The sequence below is a fragment of the Streptococcus dentapri genome (assembly GCF_042649885.1).
Taxonomy (GTDB): domain Bacteria; phylum Bacillota; class Bacilli; order Lactobacillales; family Streptococcaceae; genus Streptococcus; species Streptococcus dentapri.
Genome location: NZ_JBHSAC010000064.1, coordinates 1 through 18,260 on the forward strand (window position 1 = coordinate 1; position 18,260 = coordinate 18,260).

Annotated in this window: 15 protein-coding genes; 10 read left to right on the forward strand and 5 right to left on the reverse strand. The window is 40.5% G+C overall.

Translation table 11 applies throughout. From position 1 onward, the window contains the following. Positions 1 to 784: 784 nt before the first annotated feature. The 7 genes from tkt (at position 785) to ACFOSE_RS07750 (ending at position 8,384) form a co-directional block, all read left to right on the forward strand. Positions 785 to 2,779 (forward strand): transketolase, encoded by a 1,995-nt coding sequence (gene tkt, locus ACFOSE_RS07720; protein ID WP_380432201.1) that lies wholly within the window; start codon positions 785 to 787, stop codon positions 2,777 to 2,779. A 224-nt stretch (positions 2,780 to 3,003) separates the two neighbouring features. Next, the gene (locus ACFOSE_RS07725; protein ID WP_380432203.1) at positions 3,004 to 3,738 is read left to right on the forward strand and encodes an ABC transporter ATP-binding protein; all 735 of its coding nucleotides are present in this window, start codon (positions 3,004 to 3,006) and stop codon (positions 3,736 to 3,738) included. Between the two features lies 1 nt (position 3,739). Further along, positions 3,740 to 5,335: a hypothetical protein gene (locus ACFOSE_RS07730; protein ID WP_380432204.1), complete on the forward strand. Its 1,596-nt coding sequence runs from the start codon at positions 3,740 to 3,742 to the stop codon at positions 5,333 to 5,335. Positions 5,336 to 5,496: 161 nt separating this feature from the next. Further along, a complete protein-coding gene (locus ACFOSE_RS07735) occupies positions 5,497 to 6,201 on the forward strand; it encodes an MBL fold metallo-hydrolase (protein WP_380432205.1) in 705 nt (234 codons plus the stop codon). Next, a complete protein-coding gene (locus tag ACFOSE_RS07740; RefSeq protein WP_380432206.1) occupies positions 6,183 to 6,776 on the forward strand; it encodes a TetR/AcrR family transcriptional regulator in 594 nt (197 codons plus the stop codon). Before ACFOSE_RS07735 ends, ACFOSE_RS07740 begins: the two co-directional genes overlap by 19 nt. Positions 6,777 to 7,194: 418 nt before the next feature. Continuing rightward, positions 7,195 to 7,695, forward strand: a complete 501-nt coding sequence (locus ACFOSE_RS07745; RefSeq protein ID WP_380432208.1) for a YbhB/YbcL family Raf kinase inhibitor-like protein — start codon at positions 7,195 to 7,197, stop codon at positions 7,693 to 7,695. Positions 7,696 to 7,730: 35 nt separating this feature from the next. Next, positions 7,731 to 8,384: a DUF1803 domain-containing protein gene (locus ACFOSE_RS07750; protein WP_380432209.1), complete on the forward strand. Its 654-nt coding sequence runs from the start codon at positions 7,731 to 7,733 to the stop codon at positions 8,382 to 8,384. A gap of 91 nt (positions 8,385 to 8,475) precedes the next feature. Here the strand turns inward: ACFOSE_RS07750 and ACFOSE_RS07755 are convergent, their stop codons facing one another. The 5 genes from ACFOSE_RS07755 to ACFOSE_RS07775 all read right to left on the reverse strand — a co-directional run bounded on the left by ACFOSE_RS07755 (position 8,476) and on the right by ACFOSE_RS07775 (position 13,887). Then, positions 8,476 to 9,480, reverse strand: coding sequence for a FecCD family ABC transporter permease (locus ACFOSE_RS07755; RefSeq protein ID WP_380432211.1), 1,005 nt, complete (start codon positions 9,478 to 9,480; stop codon positions 8,476 to 8,478). Further along, complete coding sequence (locus ACFOSE_RS07760; protein ID WP_380432213.1) at positions 9,477 to 10,499, reverse strand: FecCD family ABC transporter permease; 1,023 nt, start codon at positions 10,497 to 10,499, stop codon at positions 9,477 to 9,479. The genes ACFOSE_RS07755 and ACFOSE_RS07760 overlap by 4 nt, the downstream gene beginning before the upstream one ends. A gap of 14 nt (positions 10,500 to 10,513) precedes the next feature. Then, positions 10,514 to 11,452: an ABC transporter substrate-binding protein gene (locus ACFOSE_RS07765; protein WP_380432215.1), complete on the reverse strand. Its 939-nt coding sequence runs from the start codon at positions 11,450 to 11,452 to the stop codon at positions 10,514 to 10,516. 22 nt (positions 11,453 to 11,474) lie between these two features. After that, positions 11,475 to 12,260, reverse strand: a complete 786-nt coding sequence (locus tag ACFOSE_RS07770) for an ABC transporter ATP-binding protein (RefSeq protein WP_380432217.1) — start codon at positions 12,258 to 12,260, stop codon at positions 11,475 to 11,477. A gap of 178 nt (positions 12,261 to 12,438) precedes the next feature. Continuing rightward, positions 12,439 to 13,887: a UDP-N-acetylmuramoyl-L-alanyl-D-glutamate--L-lysine ligase gene (locus ACFOSE_RS07775; RefSeq protein ID WP_380432219.1), complete on the reverse strand. Its 1,449-nt coding sequence runs from the start codon at positions 13,885 to 13,887 to the stop codon at positions 12,439 to 12,441. Between the two features lie 90 nt (positions 13,888 to 13,977). On the opposite strand from ACFOSE_RS07775, the gene ACFOSE_RS07780 reads away from it, so the two are divergent. From ACFOSE_RS07780 to ACFOSE_RS07790, 3 genes are all read left to right on the forward strand, one after another. Further along, positions 13,978 to 15,609 (forward strand): putative polysaccharide biosynthesis protein, encoded by a 1,632-nt coding sequence (locus ACFOSE_RS07780; protein WP_380432221.1) that lies wholly within the window; start codon positions 13,978 to 13,980, stop codon positions 15,607 to 15,609. Between the two features lie 226 nt (positions 15,610 to 15,835). Continuing rightward, complete coding sequence (locus ACFOSE_RS07785) at positions 15,836 to 16,930, forward strand: cystathionine gamma-synthase (RefSeq protein ID WP_380432222.1); 1,095 nt, start codon at positions 15,836 to 15,838, stop codon at positions 16,928 to 16,930. A 54-nt stretch (positions 16,931 to 16,984) separates the two neighbouring features. Next, the gene (locus ACFOSE_RS07790) at positions 16,985 to 18,145 is read left to right on the forward strand and encodes a MalY/PatB family protein (RefSeq protein WP_380432224.1); all 1,161 of its coding nucleotides are present in this window, start codon (positions 16,985 to 16,987) and stop codon (positions 18,143 to 18,145) included. Positions 18,146 to 18,260: the final 115 nt, after the last annotated feature.

An 18,260-nucleotide genomic window follows, 5' to 3' on the forward strand; every position in this document is an offset into this window, starting at 1 on the left:
TCCATTTTTCATCTTAAAGATAAGAGACACCAAAAAAGACAAACCTCCAAAAAGAAGTTTGTCTTCGGTCTGAAACCATCTCTAAGGATGGTTTTTTGTTACTTTTAAGTGGACAGACTAAGTTATGTTTTGAAATAAAAGAATGACCACTGAAAGAAACAAAAGCAGGGGCTTACAAGACTCATTATTATAGAATAAAGGCATAGGTGAGGAAGCGTTATGATAAGACAAAATACAAAAGAAGCTGCCCTGTTAGCTTTACTGAGCGAAAAAGCAGGGCTTTCAACAGCTAACGATTTATCATTTGATAAAAAAAGTTAAACGATGCGGTTATCTGAAAGAGAGTTAATCTTGTCTGAAAAAAGATAAGGAATTTGAATTGGATCGGGAGTTTTACTTAAAGGATACTGGTAGGCTATAGACTTTTCAAGAAGAGTATTCTCCCTTGGGGAAGGTCAAGGGAAAATTTTAGAACGTCTCTTATTGCTTGCTTCTAAGTCTATCTTCAGTGTATGACTTAGCTTAGGATTACTTCATCTTCAGATTCTGTTATTTTGAAAGATAATTAGCCATTCAAAAGCAATTAATAGCAGGTATTATTGATTTTGTTGCTATAGTTATTTCTGTTCAGTACTGTCTTTGGTAGAAATCAAAAGACAAAGGAAAGTCATTGAGTAATGAATATCAAGTTGACTTTCTCTTGATTTTCTAACTATATCAAGGGAAATTATGATACAATAATAGCGAATATTGTTGTTTTAATCAAAGATAGAGAGGTCAAAAAATGACATTTGATGCTATTGATCAACTTTCAGTAAATACCATCCGTTCGCTTTCTATTGAAGCGATTCAGGCTGCCAATTCCGGTCACCCAGGTCTTCCTATGGGTGCTGCACCTATGGCTTATGTGCTTTGGAATCGTATAATGAACGTCAATCCAAAAACAAGCCGCTCATGGAGTAATCGTGATCGTTTTGTGTTATCAGCTGGTCATGGTAGTGCCCTTCTTTATAGTCTCTTGCACTTATCAGGCTACGATGTTAGTATGGACGATTTGAAAAACTTTCGTCAATGGGGTTCTAAGACTCCAGGACACCCCGAAGTGAACCATACCGACGGTGTTGAAGCTACAACTGGACCACTCGGTCAGGGCATCGCTAATGCAGTAGGTATGGCGATGGCAGAAGCTCACCTTGCTGCTAAGTTCAATAAGCCGGGATTTGATATTGTTGATCATTATACCTATGCTTTAAATGGGGATGGTTGCTTAATGGAAGGGGTTAGTCAAGAAGCGGCTAGTCTTGCTGGCCATCTCAAATTAGGAAAATTGATCCTCCTTTACGATTCAAATGATATTTCTCTTGATGGTCCTACGTCAATGGCTTTCACTGAAGATGTTAAAGAAAAATTTGAAGCTTACGGCTGGCAACATATCCTTGTTAAAGATGGAAATGATCTTGAAGCAATTGAAGCTGCAATTAAAACAGCCCAGGCTGAGACGCAAAAGCCAACCATTATCGAAGTGAAAACCATTATTGGTTTTGGTGCTGAAAAACAGGGAACATCGGCTGTCCACGGTGCACCTCTGGGTCAAGAAGGTATTGATTATGCCAAAAAACAACTAGGTTACGATTACCCAGCTTTCACAGTTCCTGATGAAGTTAAACGTCGTTTTGAAATCGGTATTCGTTTTCGTGGAGAAGCAGCCGAAAATACTTGGGATACTAAATTTCGTGAATACAAGGAAGCCTATCCAGAATTAGCAGCTGAATATCAAGCAGCTTTTAGCAATGAGGCCGAAACGGTTGAATTAGCAGCTCATGAATTAGGAAGTGCTGTTGCTAGCCGTGTGTCTAGTCAACAGGCTATTCAACAAATTTCTGCCCAACTACCTAATTTCTGGGGTGGCTCAGCAGACCTGTCAGCTTCAAACAATACGATGGTTACAACAGAAACAGATTTTCAAGCGGATAACTATATCGGTCGTAATATCTGGTTTGGGGTACGTGAATTTGCCATGGCGGCAGCTATGAATGGTATTGCCCTGCATGGTGGAACACGTGTCTATGGTGGAACCTTCTTTGTCTTTTCAAACTATCTGCTTCCGGCAGTTCGGATGGCTGCCTTGCAAAGCCTACCAACTGTCTATGTTATGACTCATGACTCTATTGCAGTTGGAGAAGATGGTCCAACTCACGAACCGGTTGAACAATTAGCTAGTGTTCGTTCAATGCCTAATCTTAATGTTATTCGTCCAGCAGATGGTAATGAAACTAATGCTGCTTGGCGCCGTGCCTTGGCTGAAACTGACCGTCCAACCATGCTGGTCTTGACTCGTCAAGGTTTACCTGTTCTTGATGGAACTAAGGAGTTAGCTCAAGTTGGTGTTAATAAGGGTGCTTATGTTTTGTCTGAAGCCAAGGGTGACTTGGATGGTATCCTCATTGCGACAGGTTCTGAAGTAAAATTGGCCTTGGATACCCAAACAGCTCTTGAAGCAGATGGTGTGTATGTGCGCGTTGTATCAATGCCTGCGCAAAATATCTTTGATGAACAATCGGCAGACTATAAGGAGTCTGTCTTACCAGCAGCTGTGACCAAGCGTTTAGCTATTGAGGCTGGGTCAAGCTTTGGCTGGGGCAAATATGTTGGTCTTAATGGTAAGACCTTAACCATTGATACTTGGGGGGGGTCGGCACCAGGTGAGCGTATCTTTAAGGAATATGGATTTACCGTTGACAATGCCAAGCGACTTTATAAGTCTTTTAATCATCAATAACTTAATACTTAAAAGAGGCTGGGACAAAGTCCTGCCTTTTTGTTTTGCTCTAGCTTTAGGCAGATTAACGAAAGGGTTGATTGGCAGTCTTTATCCCTTGCTAGGCAAGTGATAGCGGCCAAGTTAATCAACTTTTTGATAAGAGGTTGTTATCGATTTCAATTGACGCTGTAATATTTATATAGTACAATATTATTACTATAAATGAAATAAAGGAGATAATCATGATTGAATTTCAACACGTATCAAAGCTATATGGTACTAAAGAAGCTTTGAGTGACTTGAATTTAACCATCAAAGATGGTGAAATATTTGGACTAATTGGCCACAATGGTGCCGGTAAAACAACAACGATTAGCATCCTCACTTCTATTATTGAGACTAGTTATGGTGAGGTTTTTGTTGATGGTATGCGTCTGTCTGAAAATCGTGATGCTATCAAACGTAAAATTGGTTATGTTCCAGATTCGCCGGATATTTTCCTTAATCTTTCTGCTAATGAATACTGGCATTTCCTTGGAAAAATTTATGGGATTGAGACTTCCCTAGTGGACTCTCGAATTCGAGAATTGGCTGATCTTTTTGATTTAACAGAACAGCAGAACGATATCATTGACAGTTTTTCACATGGCATGCGGCAAAAGGTTATTGTTATCGGTGCCTTGGTTATCAATCCCGATATCTGGATTTTGGATGAGCCTTTGACGGGTCTTGATCCGCAAGCCTCTTTTGATCTCAAGGAAATGATGAAGCATCATACGGCTGGTGGTAAGACGGTTATTTTCTCTACCCATGTCCTGCAGGTAGCCGAACAATTATGCGACCGTATCGGGATTCTTAAACAAGGGAAACTCATTTTTGTAGGGACCTTGGACGAGCTAAAGGCCCGTTATCCTGAAAAAGATTTAGAAACCATCTATTTAGAAATCGCGGGTCGTCAGGCTCAGGAAGGAGAGTAACATGTCTTGGTCAACGATTTGGGAATTGACAAAAATCAATGTCCTCTATTCCAATCCTCAAAGCATGTCGCAAATTAAGAAGAAGCGTGAGAAAAATCCTAATAAAACATATACTGCTTATAAATCGGTGATGCGCCAGCAATTATTTCTAATAGTTCTGTTTACGTTGATATTTTTTACAAATTTTTCGGCAGTAGACTTTAAAGCATTTCCTGGAGTGTTTACTCAGTATTTGGCTTCCTTCTTTATCATGTCCATTTTCTATAGTTTTTCAGCCATGTATTCTATTTTTTACGACAGCAAAGATTTGGGACTTTATGCACCGCTCCCTATTAAACAATCAGAAGTTTATCTGGCCAAAGTCATCTCATCTTTGGGAATGGGCGCTGTTTTTCTTCTACCGATACTAGCAATGCTCACCATTACCTACTGGCGAATAATGGGGCCCATCGGAGTCGTTTTAGCTGTCATTAATTTTTTGATTATATTTGTGACTTGCATCACGCTTTCCTTACTTTTTAATCATCTGCTCGGTCGTTTGGTAGTGAAAAGCCAGCATCGTAAGCTCTTTTCCAGCCTATTGATGATTATTGTAACGGTTGTTTGGATCGCTATCTGGGTTTATCTAAATTTTAGTTCAACACATTATGATGTAACCAAGCAGAATGTAGATCGACCACTGCTTCCTTACTTTAGAGGCTTTTATGATATTGCTGTGCATCCCTTTAGCACAATGTCTATCTATAATTTTTATCTCCCCTTATTACTCGTCTTGTTGTTGGTTCTGATTATAGCCAAATTTATGGTGCCACGTTTTTATCAAGAAACGCTTTATAGCAGTTCTGCTCATCAAAAATTAAGAAAGAATAAAGCCTATAAGGACAGTAGTTTGGGGAAAACGCTTGTCCGCCATCATTTATCAACAATTCAAAATGGACCTCTGCTGATACAGACTTATCTCCCCCTACTTTTTCCATTGATGATGCTAATACCTGGATTTATGAATGGGGGCAATCTCTTTGAGCGTATTTCTCAGTCTTTCTTTGGTATCGCTTGGTTAATTGGTATGATTATGGGAGTGATGTCTGCGACTCCAAGTTCTCTAGTTGGTGTTGGCTTATCCTTAGAAAAGGAAAACTATTATGTTTTCAAAGCCTTACCCATCAACTTTAAAACCTTTGTTAAGCAAAAATATCTGGTTTTGGCAGGTTTACAAATTTTCATTCCTGTTCTTATATTGATGAGTATCAGCTTAGCAGCCAATCTCTCTTTACTGCTTTTGATTAATTTTCTTGTTGCTTATATCTTGACTAGTTTTGTCATGGGACAAATATTTTATAGTCGTGATTATCGCTTGTTAGTCCTTAATTGGCAAGATATCACTCATCTTTTCAATCGTGGCGGGGGTCAATGGCTGATTTTTAGCTTAATTTTGGGTGGTCTGTTTATTGGTCTTCCTCTAGTCATCCTTGCTATTGTGCTTGCTCAATTTATCAATCCTTGGCTTATCAGTCTTGTTTTTGTTCTTTTAGGATTGAGTACTCTGGGGCTTCTACAATTTATAGTTAACCGGAGTTTTTGGAAAAAATTGAATTGACTAGATAAGGATGTTTTCGCTGGTGTAATCTATTTGTTTATTAATATAGAACTCGATTTTGTCTTGGATGGAATCGAGTTCTTTTATTTTTGCTTGCAATTTTTTGTGAAAATGCTAAAATAGCAATAACTAACCAGTGGTTATATAATAGGAGGTTGAAAATGAATCGAGTACTATATGGTATTATTTCTAAAAAGAAGCAAATCAGTCCACATATTTTTGAAGTGGCGTTTGATATTGGTGTCTTTATTATCAGTATTTGGGTTGTAGAAAAAGATGGCGTTTATTTTCTCATTGATACAGGTATAGGGAGTATGGCGAAATACTTAGTGGAGCGTTATCTTGATCAGCGAACTATTCAGGCGTTTTTTTTAACGCATGGTCATTCTGATCATATTGGAGGTCTACCTGCGTTAAAAGACCTGCTGCCGGATCTACCGGTCATCATAGATAGACGAGAACTCCCTTATGTGACTGGTCAGGTACCCTATCCTCGTCGTAAGAAGATAGAAGCTAAGATTTTTGATGAAAAATTTTTCACTTTTTTGGAGGGTGCTGAAGCTGAGACCTTATTGAAGCAGGCGGGGTTGTTGCCAGTTTTTGCACCAGGTCATTCGCCAGGGCACACCTGTTATTATCATAAGGAGGATAATGTTCTACTGGCGGGTGATATGCTGACAACCAATCGTTTTGGTAGACTGAGACCACCTATGAAGGCTTTTACAGCTGATATGGATCAGGCTCTAAAGACAGCTCATAATGTATTGACCCAGTATCCTCATGTTCTTCTCAGTGTCTGTCACGGCGGTGAGATACGAGAGCCCTTGAAAGAATTGGAGAATAGTTCGTGGTGTCAGACAAAGTAGAAGGAACCAAGCAAAGAATTATCAGAGCTGCTCAGAGCCTTTTTGCTGAGAAATCTTATCAGGCGGTTGGAGTGCGCGAAATTGCTAAAAGGGCAGGCTGTTCCCATACGGCTATTTATCTTTATTTTAAAAATAAAGATGAAATTCTTTATGAGGTAGCTCATGAGCCGCTGGAGGGACTTTATCAGAATTCTTTGAACATCAATCAGTCGAAACTTCCCCCTGCTGATAAATTGCTACAAATCTGTCATAGTTTTATTGCTTTTGGTTTCCAGCATATTAATGCTTATCACCTCTTGTTTATATATGGTGGTGATCGAGTGGATTTGCCTGCTTTTGCTAATCCTGTCAATACTTTACGGATAGATAGTTTTAATATTTTAAGAGACCTAATAAAACAAGTATTACCAGATTATATGAACGATGAACAGGCTTTAAATATCGTGCGTGGTGTCTATTTTTTTCTGCTGGGGACGATTAGTACCTATGCAACAGAAGGAGGGGTCTATGATGAGCGCCTGCAGGCAATTGTGACAGATTATCTAACTTATAGTATTTTACAAAAAGAAGGATAAGCAAATGTTAGTGAGTCTCGTCATGCAGGTGCGTTTTTGGAGCTAGTAACTGTCTTTGGCTTGCTGAGAGAAAAGTCTTGACTTAATAAAAATCAGCTTTGCTGTATTAGATGGGATCGCTCTTATCTGGCTCTGGCATGAGGAGGTGACAAGTTTGGCGGAATCAGGCTTAGAAGTAGTTGCTTTTGCTCTAGGTTCACTGAAAGCTTTTTTGCTTTAGGAAAACAGAGTTGGTTGGATCTATATAGTGATAGCCCTTGTTGATCTTGTCAGCATCTATATTTTTGGGTAAATTAAATATAGAATTCCTCAAGCCTTGGTTTGAATGGGAGCTAGGGTATTTGTTATAATAGTGATGAGTAAAAACTATTATTAGCCTAGCTTATTGGCTGATAAACGGCTTAAGGAAGTGAGAATCATGGTAGAGAGATTGCTATTTACCTGTCCGGGATTTTTTGATGGTGGTGAATTTCCTATTGATAATACGGGAAAAGGAGAGAATAAATCGCCAGCCTTTTATTTGGAAAATCTTTCGCCTCAGGCCAAGACACTTGCTATTACATTAGAAGATCTGACCCATCCCTTGAAGAAAGACTTTACCCACTGGCTCATCTGGAATATTCCAATTTCTACTAGGATTCCACCTGCTATTGCTAGGGGATTTGAACCTGCTAATTTAGTGCCAGCCCGGCAAGGAATTGCCTATGGCTGGTATGCTTATGCCGGACCTAAGCCTCCTCTGGGACAAACCCATCGTTATCGTTTTATTGTTTATGTCTTGGACAGTCCTTTAAATCTTGGACGTTGGACGCTGAAAGCGCAGCTATTAAAGGCTATGCAGGGTCATATTTTGCAAAAAGGAGAGTTGACTGCCAGTTTTGGTAGCCCCAAAAATCTAAGGCCCTTACCAGCCGGTTGATATTGACTCAAGAATTTAAGCTATCGGGAGCATTTATGATCATTGTTTTAAACCCTAATAAGTTGACGCGTCAACTATTTTTTCAAGATCTCATCAATTATTTGAACACACATGAAGCGATTATTCTACGGCAGATTAAACGTGATTTTCCTCAGGTTCAAAATTTGGAACGAAGTATTGAAGATTATGTTCAAGCAGGCTATATTCTGCGTCAGGATAAGCATTATTATTTGAATGTGCCGCTTTTGAGAAATGCGGATCAAGTTGCTTTGGATGATATGATTTTTATAGAAGATCAAAGTCCAGCCTATCAGGTATTGTTGAAACGAGAGTTTGAAACGCATCTGACTAACACTACTAATCAAGCTATTCTGGTTGAAAAAACTGATTTTGAACGCACGAGCTTAGGCTTAGCAAACTATTTCCATAAGCTAAAGGTAGGTCAACCTCTGACACAAGAACAAGAGCGAATCTATGCCATCTTAGGCGATGTTAATCAAGAGTATGCGCTGAAATATATGACCACTTTTCTCTTGAAGTTTGGTCGTAAAATGCAAGTTCCCCAAAAGCGTCCGGATATCTTTGTGCAGGTCTTGGAATTGTTGGGTTATATTGAAAAAAATGCAGATGATAAATATGAATTAAAACTATCCTTTGACAGCGAAAAGCTGATTTTTGCCCAATCTTAGTCTAACTCTAAGCTATATTGAAGCAATCTATAAAAATAAACAAAGAATAGGATAGAAAAACCAAAGAGCTTCGGTTTTTCTATCCTATTCTTTATTTTTCTAAACTTATCATCAGGTAGAGGAAGTAAGGGGCTCCAATGATAGAAACAATAATGCCGGTGGGGATCCCTGTTCCCACTAAGAGCACTCGAGCGATAGTATCAGCTGAAGTGAGAAGAATCATACCAATCAACATGGCAGCAGGTAGGCTGATTTGGTGCTGACTTCCTAGCCAGCCTTTAGCAATATGTCCGGCTAAGAGTCCGATGAAGGTGATGTTGCCGACTAGGACGACACTGATTGAGGCGAGAGCGGTTGCTAGGATAAGTGTAATCAGACGTTCCTTTTGTAGGTTCAAACCCAGAGCAAGAGCCGTCTGTTCGTTGAGATTCATAATATTGAGAGACTTGCTACGGCTAAAGGTTAGACACCAAATTACAAGGAGAGCAGGAGCGAACAAGCTCAAGGTCGCCCAATCATTGCCAGTGATTTCGCCGCTCAACCAGGAAATGATATAGTCCATTTGATTATCGTCGCTGCTGCTGATAACAGAGACCATAATACCAGACAGCATACTGGAAACGCCGACCCCTGCGATAATTAGGCGGGTTGGGTTGATTCCACGGTTCTTTTTTAAAGAGATACCATAAACTAAAAGAATAGTTGCAATCCCACCAAACATGGCCAAGAGGGGCAAGAAATTAATTATTTCTAAGGCACTGGTATGCAAGCTTCCAATGATAATAGCAATGGCTAGCCCAGCCCCGGCATTGATTCCTAGGATACCAGAATCGGCCAAAGCATTTTTAGTTAGTGTTTGTAGAAGTACACCGGCTAAGGCTAGAGAGGCCCCACCTAAGAGGCAAACTAGAATACGTGGCAAACGAATTTGGATAATGATGAAGCTACTAGCTTGGTCAATCTGCCCCACCAGTAAATCAAAGATATCTCTCAGAGATGAATTGGTGTAACCCAGCGATAAAGACAATAGAATCACGAGTGATAAGAGGACGATAAGTGTGGCGAAATGTTTGACATTAACCTGATAATTTCTCATAAATCATCTCCTCTTCTAATGAGCCATAGGAAACAAGGGAGGCCAACAAGACTGATAATAGCACTAATTGGTGTTTCTGCCGGAGGATTGAGAATGCGGCTGACAATATCCACCCAAACCATGAAGGTTGCTCCCGTAAAGGCTGTTAGTGGTAATAAATAACGATAGTCTTTAACCACAAAAACTCTAATGAAATGAGGAATGATCAATCCGATAAAAGCGATAGTTCCGACTAAGGCGACAGCTCCGGCTGAAAGTAATAAAACAATAGCTAAGAGAGCGAAGCTTATCAAGTTTGTCCGTTGACCCAAGGACTTGGCAACTGTCTCATTGAGACTGATAATGGTCAACTGATGGGCCAGTAACTGCGCCAGTAACAATCCTATAATGATGAAGGGAGCAATGGTTGCTAGCATTGGCCAATTTATCTGTGCTAACCCACCAGCCTGCCAACCGATAACTCGAGTTTCTAAGTTGAAATATAGAGTAAGGGTTTGACCGATAGCAGAGAAAAAAGTTGAAACCATGGCTCCGGCTAAAATGAGACGAATGGCATGATAGCCCTTTTGTGGCTGATAAGAGAGCCCAATGACTAAAATAGCTGCTAAAAGAGAACCCAGCAGACAAAGAAGTAAAATAAGACTATAATGCAGGCTCCCCCAAATAGCATAGCCGATGATCAAGGCCAAACCAGCCCCAGCATTAATACCTAATAGACCAGGATCGGCGATGGGATTACGGGTTATTCCCTGCATAATTGCTCCAGCTTGAGCTGAGGCAGCCCCGACTAGAATAGCTGCTAGAAATCGGGGGAATCGCAAATCAAAGATCACATCTTGTATCGCTGAATCTTGCAAGGGATTTTGGATCACCTGCCAGACTTGAGTATGAATGTAATTGACAGCTCCGAAACGCAGACTAACATAGCAACCTAGGATAAAGAGTAGACTAATGAAAAAAACAAGCCAAGCGAGAATTGGCTTGTTTTTCCGCTTAAGAAGATTTTCCTCTTGATACATATAAAAATCCTTTTTTAAGAATTAGCTTTCTTGACCGCATCTACAAATGATTTGAGCTGCGCATCAAGTGACATTGGGTCTGAGAAGTAGAAAAGATTCTCATCAACTTCTAGGATATGTTTATTTTGAACAGCTGGAATGTTTTGCCAAACGTCACTTTCTTTGAGTGAGGCGGCAGCATTTTTGGAAGAGTCGCTCACGTTGAGCAGGGCATAGTCGCCGATATAGTCGCCGATAACCTCTTGTGAAACACCGTACCAGCCTTTTTTAAAGACCTCGTCTTTTACCTTTTGTGGAGCCAAATAGCCTAGAGCATCGTAAACGAGCTCACCGCCACGACCCCAGTTGTTACCGTAGAGGTAGAGGTCCTTATCATAAAAGTCCATGACTGTGAAAGTAGTGTTCTCAGGGATATAGTCTTTGAGTTCTTCTTTAGCTTGAGCTGTTTTATCCTTCCAATTTTTGAGCCATTCTTTGGCTTTATCTTCCTTATCGAAGACTTTAGCGAGGTTGGTCAACATTTGTAGGTAATCATTTTTTCCATATTCAATGACAAGAACAGGCGCAATTTTCTTAAGCTGCTTAATATTTTTATCTGTTGAAAAAGCAATGATGAGATCTGGCTTTTGAGCTGCGATAGCTTCTGTATCTTCTGAAGTCAACTTCTTAGCATCCTTGAGTTTATTACCAAAGGCTGGACTGTCTTTTTCATAATCTAGGGAATAACTTGAAACATCAACCCCCAGTTGGAAGAGATAGCCAGTATAAGAATAGGCGAAGTTGACAACCTTTTTAGGATTTTTAGGCACCTTGCCATAATAGGTGAAGCCATCAATTTTGGGCATAGAAGAGACAGCTTGCTGGTCTGATTGGTTTTTGTTGCTAGAGTTAGAGCAGGCTGCTAGGGTAATAAGAGCAAAACAGACTACAAGAGCTGTTAGAATTTTTTTCATTTGATTTTCTCCTAAAATCAATCTATTTAATCAGCTGATAAGTCAGCAGAATGGGGTAATGGTGGATAGGGTCCTCAGTGAGCTGAGCCTCAATACTGAAGACATCTCTCAAAATATCAGCTGTCATTATTTGTTTCACCGAACCTTCATAGCGGATTTCTCCATTCTTCATGGCTACGAGGTAATCAGAAAAGCGGGCTGATAGGTTGAGGTCGTGCAGAACCATGATGATAGTTTTCCCTACACTTTGATTGAGCACCTGCAGGAGTTCGAGGATCTCTAGCTGGTGATTCATATCCAAATAAGTTGTTGGTTCATCAAGAAAAATGGTATCGGTATCTTGGGCAAGTGCCATAGCAATCCAAACCCGTTGCCGTTGGCCACCAGAAAGACTATCAACCTCTCGATTGGCCAAGTCTGTAATCTTAGTAACTTCCATAGCCCAGTGAATTTTAGTACGATCCTCTTGGGTCAGGCTTCCTAAGTATTTTTGGTGGGGAAAGCGCCCATAGGAAATGAGATCATAGACAGAGATGCCTTGGGCAGCCTCTAAAACTTGGGGAAGGAGAGCTATCTTTTTAGCGACTTCCTTAGTTGGGAGGGAGCTGATGGCTTGACCATCCAAATAAATATGCCCCTGTTTGATGGCTTGAATTCGAGTCAAAGCCTTGAGTAGGGTTGACTTTCCGCAACCGTTAGTACCAATGATAGTGGTGATTTTTCCCTCAGGGATAGCCAGAGACAGATCATCAATGATGATTCTGTGCTCGTAGGCTACCTGAATTTTGTCTGCACGAATGAGTGACATAAGACCTCCTTTCTTTTAAAATACTTTCCACATTATAACACAGGGATTTTAAATTTTGAACCATTTCCGATGAATTATCAGACTTTTTTGAAAAAACCGAAAAGCCAGTCCTGTCAAGGGAACTGGCTCTTTATAATTATTATCATTAAGACCATTTCTTTAAAATTATTAGAAATTGTTAGAGGTACTTTTTAGCAACTTCTAAATCACCTTCATAGGCTGTGCGCTGACCATTAACAATCTGGAAGGCATCAGCTCCTTTGCCTGCAATGATAACAGCGTCCTTATCATTGCAGGTGAGTTGCAGGGACTTTTCAATAGCGGCCTCGCGGTCGACAATGATATCGACCGGACGATTGATATAACTGGCAATTTCTTGAGAAATTGCTAAAGGCTCTTCTTTATTAGGATCGTCAGCTGTCAGAATCACCTTTAGATCCGGGTATTGATTGATAACTTGGCCGAAGTCGGCTCGACGGCTTTCGCCTTTATTTCCGGGAGCTCCAAGGATTAGAACGTTTTGCCCTGTCTGGTGCTGTTTGACGACATCCAGTAATTTTTCTAGACTGTCTCCATTGTGGGCATAATCGACAAATACCTTGGCGCCATTGGCTTGAGTCAGTACTTCCATGCGACCAGGAACAGAGGTCTGGGCAACCCCTTTTTGAATGTCAGCTTGACTGGCTCCTAGTCTAAGACAAGCTAGGCCGGCTGCCAGAGCATTATCCTGATTAAAATTACCGATGAGCTGAATATCGTAATGACCACCTAGCTTGCCAGTAACGTTAAAATCAAAGGCTCGACTGTTTTTTATGGCATTCTCTGCCTGCTGACCATAGAAATCATGAGGCATGTGGGCGACTTGATCACGGATGATGGCAAAATGTTCCATAGAGCTGTTAACAACAACGGCTCGGCTATTATCCATCAGGAGACGCTTATGATAGAAATAATCTTCAAAGCTTGGGTGCTCAATAGGGCCGATATGATCAGGGCTAATATTGAGAAAAACTCCGACATCAAAGGTCAAGCCATAAACTCTCTTAACCAAGAAGGCCTGACTAGAAACCTCCATGATGAGATGGGTCATGCCATTGCGGACCGCCTCGTCTATCATCTTGAAGAGATCAAGGCTTTCAGGTGTAGTCAGGGCTGATTTAAAGAAAGTTTGCCCATCTAAGGTGGTATTCATTGTAGAGAGCATAGCTGGCTTGTGGGATTGCTTGAGAATATTGTAGGCAAAATAAGCAGCTGTTGTTTTGCCTTTAGTTCCAGTGAAGGCAAGAAGTTTTAACTTGTCCTGAGGGTAATCATAGAAGGCCATTGCAATCAAGCTCATGGCTTGTTTAATGTCATTAACAAGAATAGCAGGAATCCCCACTTCAAAATCTTTTTCAGCAAGGTAGAACTGCAAACCGGATTGAACTGCGCTCTCTAAAAACTCTTTACGAAAGGCAGCGCCTTTAACGAAGAAAAGCGTTGTAGCTGTCACCTCACGACTATCGTAGCTGATGCTGTCGAATTGATAGTCCTCTTTCCATTGATAGAGAAAATCGCCCTTGTCGCTAATATCACGAAAATTATTATCTTGCTTGAGAATTTCAAGCACCTTTGTCATTGTAATCATGTTTACTATTTTAGACTGAAAGTTCCCGTTTTACAAGTCACAGGCAAAAGTTTATAATAAAATGCAGTTATTTTTTGGAAAGAAAGAAATATGTCAGAAGAAAAACAATTAACGCAGAATGAGAAGATGGTCCGAGGCACCTTTTGGTCTACCGCTGGAAATACTTTGAGTCGTCTTTTAGGAGCCCTCTATATCATTCCTTGGTATGCTTGGATGGGAGAGTATGGTAGTCAAGCCAATGCCCTCTATGGGATGGGCTATAATATCTATGCCTACTTTCTCTTGCTATCAACTACCGGCATTAATGTAGCCGTCGCCAAGCAGATAGCCAAATACAATGCCATGGGTAAGGAAGATCATTCCATTCATTTGATTCGGAATTTTCTCAAACTTATGGGAATTGTTGGTCTGGTTTTTGCGGCTGTTATGTACCTAGCTTCGCCACTTTTTGCGACTTTCTCAGGTTCGGGTAGAGAATTAATTCCAGTTATTCATAGCTTGTCCTATGCTGTTTTGGTTTTCCCGGCCATGAGTGTTGTCCGAGGAATTTTTCAGGGTTATAATGATTTCAAACCCTATGCTATGAGTCAAATTTTTGAGCAATTAATCCGTGTCATTTGGATGTTGCTGACGGCCTACCTTATCATGCAAATGGGTTCTGGGGACTATGTTTTAGCGGTCAGTCAATCAACCCTAGCTGCCTTCATCGGTATGCTTGCCAGCATGGCTGTCCTGATTTTTTACCTGCATAAGGCTGGTCTGCTCAAAAAAATTTTTGCGAGGCCAACAGAAAAAATTAGTATTGATACCTTTGGTCTACTAAAGGAAACTTTTAAAGAAGCCATTCCCTTTATTATCACAGGTTCTGCTATTCAAACCCTACAGTTGATAGACCAAGGAACTTTCAACAATAGTCTGGCTGTCTTTACCAACCTCAGTGTGAAAGAACTTAATGTTCTCTTTGCTTACCTATCAGCCAATCCGAGTAAAATCAATATGATTTTAATTTCGGTAGCAACTTCCATCGGTGGAGTCGGTATTCCAGTTCTAACCGAATCCTTTGTTAAAAGGAATACAGAAGATATGCGTAAGGTGGTGGTAAACAATCTACAAATGCTCTGGATTTTTATTCTACCAGCTGTTGTCGGTTCGCTGATTTTGGCCAAGCCAATCTACACCGTTTTTTATGGTTTGCCTGAAAAAGATGCCCTCTATCTCTTTATAGGAGTAATGGCTGAGACCCTGCTTTTGGCTCTTTATTCCCTGATGGCTCCTATGTTGCAGGCCCTCTTTGAGAATCGAAAGGCTATTCAGTACTTTCTCTGGGGAATTTTAGCCAAACTTGTCTTTCAAATTCCTACGCTCTATGTCTTTGGTGCCTATGGCCCAATTGTTTCGAGCTCTCTAGCTTTATGGATTCCAAGTGTTCTTATGTATTTCCGTATCCAAGAGGTAACAGGCTTTGACCACGCTGACATCAGAAAAGGCGCTAAGACAATCCTCTGGATGACAGCTGTAATGGGACTTGTTGTCGGGCTAGGTTATTGGGGACTGACTTTCATCTACCCTGTTACTGGTCGTCTGTCTGGTCTTGTTTATGTTATTGTCCTTGGTGCCTTAGGGGTTCTTGTTTATGGCTATCTCTCTCTGAGAACTCATCAGGTCGACAGCATTATCGGCAGTCGTGCTGAGAGCTTACGGCAAAAATTGCACATCAAATAGAGATATCTATCTCTTAAGTTGGATAAAAAGATTGATTCAAAGGGGGATTTTTTACTTTTTATTCTGAATTCTAAATAAATTGCTAGAGTTTTTGTGGGTGAACAATAGACTTTGGATATAATTATTTCTTATAATAGATTATCAATAATAAATATGGACCGCAGGTTTTTCTTGTCGAGAAATAGTGCTAAAATAGTAGTATTAAATGGAATGGAAAGGTAGAAAGATGACACAAGATTATAAATTAGCTACCCTGTTGGCTCATGCTGGGATTAAATCTGATAAGGAAACGGGGGCCTTGGCAGCTCCGCTTCATTTTTCAACAACCTACCAACATCCAGAATTTGGGCAATCAACAGGTTTTGATTACACTCGTACTAAGAATCCAACGCGTGCAACCCTGGAAAAAACCCTGGCAGCGATTGAGAAAGCAGATTATGCTATTGCGACTAGCTCAGGTATGAGTGCAATCGTTCTTGCCTTTGAAATTTTTCCGGTGGGCAGCCGCGTCGTTGCTGCTCGTGATCTCTATGGAGGTTCTTTCCGCTGGTTCAACGATCAGGAGAAGCAGGGCTGTTTCTTCTTTGAATACACGAACACTGAGGAAGAGATGCTGGCGGCGATTTCAGAAGAGACAGATATTGTCTATATCGAGACACCAACCAATCCTCTCATGGTTGAATTTGACATCGCTAAGATTGCCAAAGCGGCCCATGAAAAGGGGGTAGTAGTTATAGTAGATAACACTTTTTACAGTCCTATTTATCAAAATCCAATTCCTTTAGGAGCAGATATCGTTATTCATTCTGCAACGAAGTATTTGGCAGGTCATAATGATGTGCTAGCAGGTGTAGTAGTGACTAACAATCAAGACTATAATGATAAATTGCTTTACAACCTTAATACCACAGGTCCAAATCTGTCTCCCTTTGACAGTTACATGTTGATGCGAGGTCTCAAAACCTTGAAATTACGGATGGAGGCTTCAACTCAGAATGCTAAAGAAGTAGCCGCCTTTTTAGAGCAATCGCCAGCCGTTAAGGAAGTCCTCTTTACTGGTAAGGGCGGTATGATTTCCTTTAAGCTTACTGATAAATCTAAGATTCCTACCATCATCAATAATCTCAAGGTTTTCACTTTTGCTGAAAGCCTCGGTGGTGTAGAGAGTTTGATTACCTATCCGGCAACCCAAACTCACGCTGATATTCCAGCTGATGTCCGAGCTTCTTACGGTTTAACAGATGATTTGCTGAGGTTGTCGATTGGTATCGAGGATGCTAGGGATTTAATTGCTGATTTAGAGCAGGCTCTATCTCTCTAACCAAATTTAATTTCGTCACTTTTTGTTTTGATTCACTGTCATTGAGGAGAACCTATGACTATATACGATTTTACAACTGTACCTAACCGTCTTAACAACCACTCTGTCAAATGGCAAGAAGTTGAAAGGGATGCTGATCTCTTGCCTCTTTGGGTCGCCGATATGGACTTTTTAGCCTTTCCGGAAATGGAGGCCGCTATCCATCGCTATGCAGACTATGGTGTTTATGGTTATTCCTATTTTTCAGATGAACTTTATGACGCTATTATTGATTGGGAAAAGCAAGAACACGGCTACGCCATCGCTAAGGAAGACCTAGTCCTTATTGAAGGGGTGGTTCCAGCTATTTCGGTTGCCATCCAGTCTTTTACACAAGAAAATGATGCCATTTTAATCAATACACCGGTCTATCCTCCTTTTGCCCGTTCCGTCAAACTCAATAACCGTCGCTTGGTTGAAAACTCTCTTATTAAAAATGAGGGGCGATTTGAAATTGACTTTGAACAGTTAGAAAAGGATATTGTGACCAATGATGTGAAGCTTTATGTTTTCTGCAGTCCCCATAATCCTGGTGGTCGTGTTTGGACAATCGAGGAGCTAGTCAAAATTGCAGAACTTTGCCGTAAGCATCAGGTGATTATTATTTCTGATGAGATTCATCAAGATTTAGCCCTTTTTGGTAATAAACATTACAGTATTAATACTGTTGGTGATTTTAAGGACTTTACCATAGTTTTGTCCAGCGCCACTAAAACATTTAATGTTGCGGGAACTAAAAATAGTTTTGCAATTATTGAAAATCCAGAACTGCGTGCGCAATTTAAAAAGCGTCAGCTGGGAAATAACCAGCATGAGGTTCCTACTATTGGTCTCATTACGACCTATACAGCTTTTCGTCAAGGGAAACCTTGGCTGATAGAGTTAAAAACGATTTTAGAAGCAAACATCAATCTGCTGGTCGACTACTTGACCCAGCATACAAAAATTAAGGTCATGAAACCAGAAGGAACCTATCTGGTTTGGTTGGATTTCTCTGCCTATAATCTATCTGATGAAGAGCTTCATTATAAAATTAAAGAAGAAGCCAAACTGATTTTAAATGTTGGCTCGACCTTTGGACAGGAAGGTGTTGGCCATGCTCGTATCAATGTTGCTACACCTCAGAAAGTCCTGCAAGAGGCTTGTGAACGTTTGGCTAAGGTCTTTTCAAAATAAATAAGCCTAGAAAAACATGAAGGCATCCTATTTTAGGATGCCTCAGACCGAAGACAAACTTCTTTTTGGAGGTTTGTCTTTTTTGGTGTCTCTTATCTTTAAGATGAAAAATGGA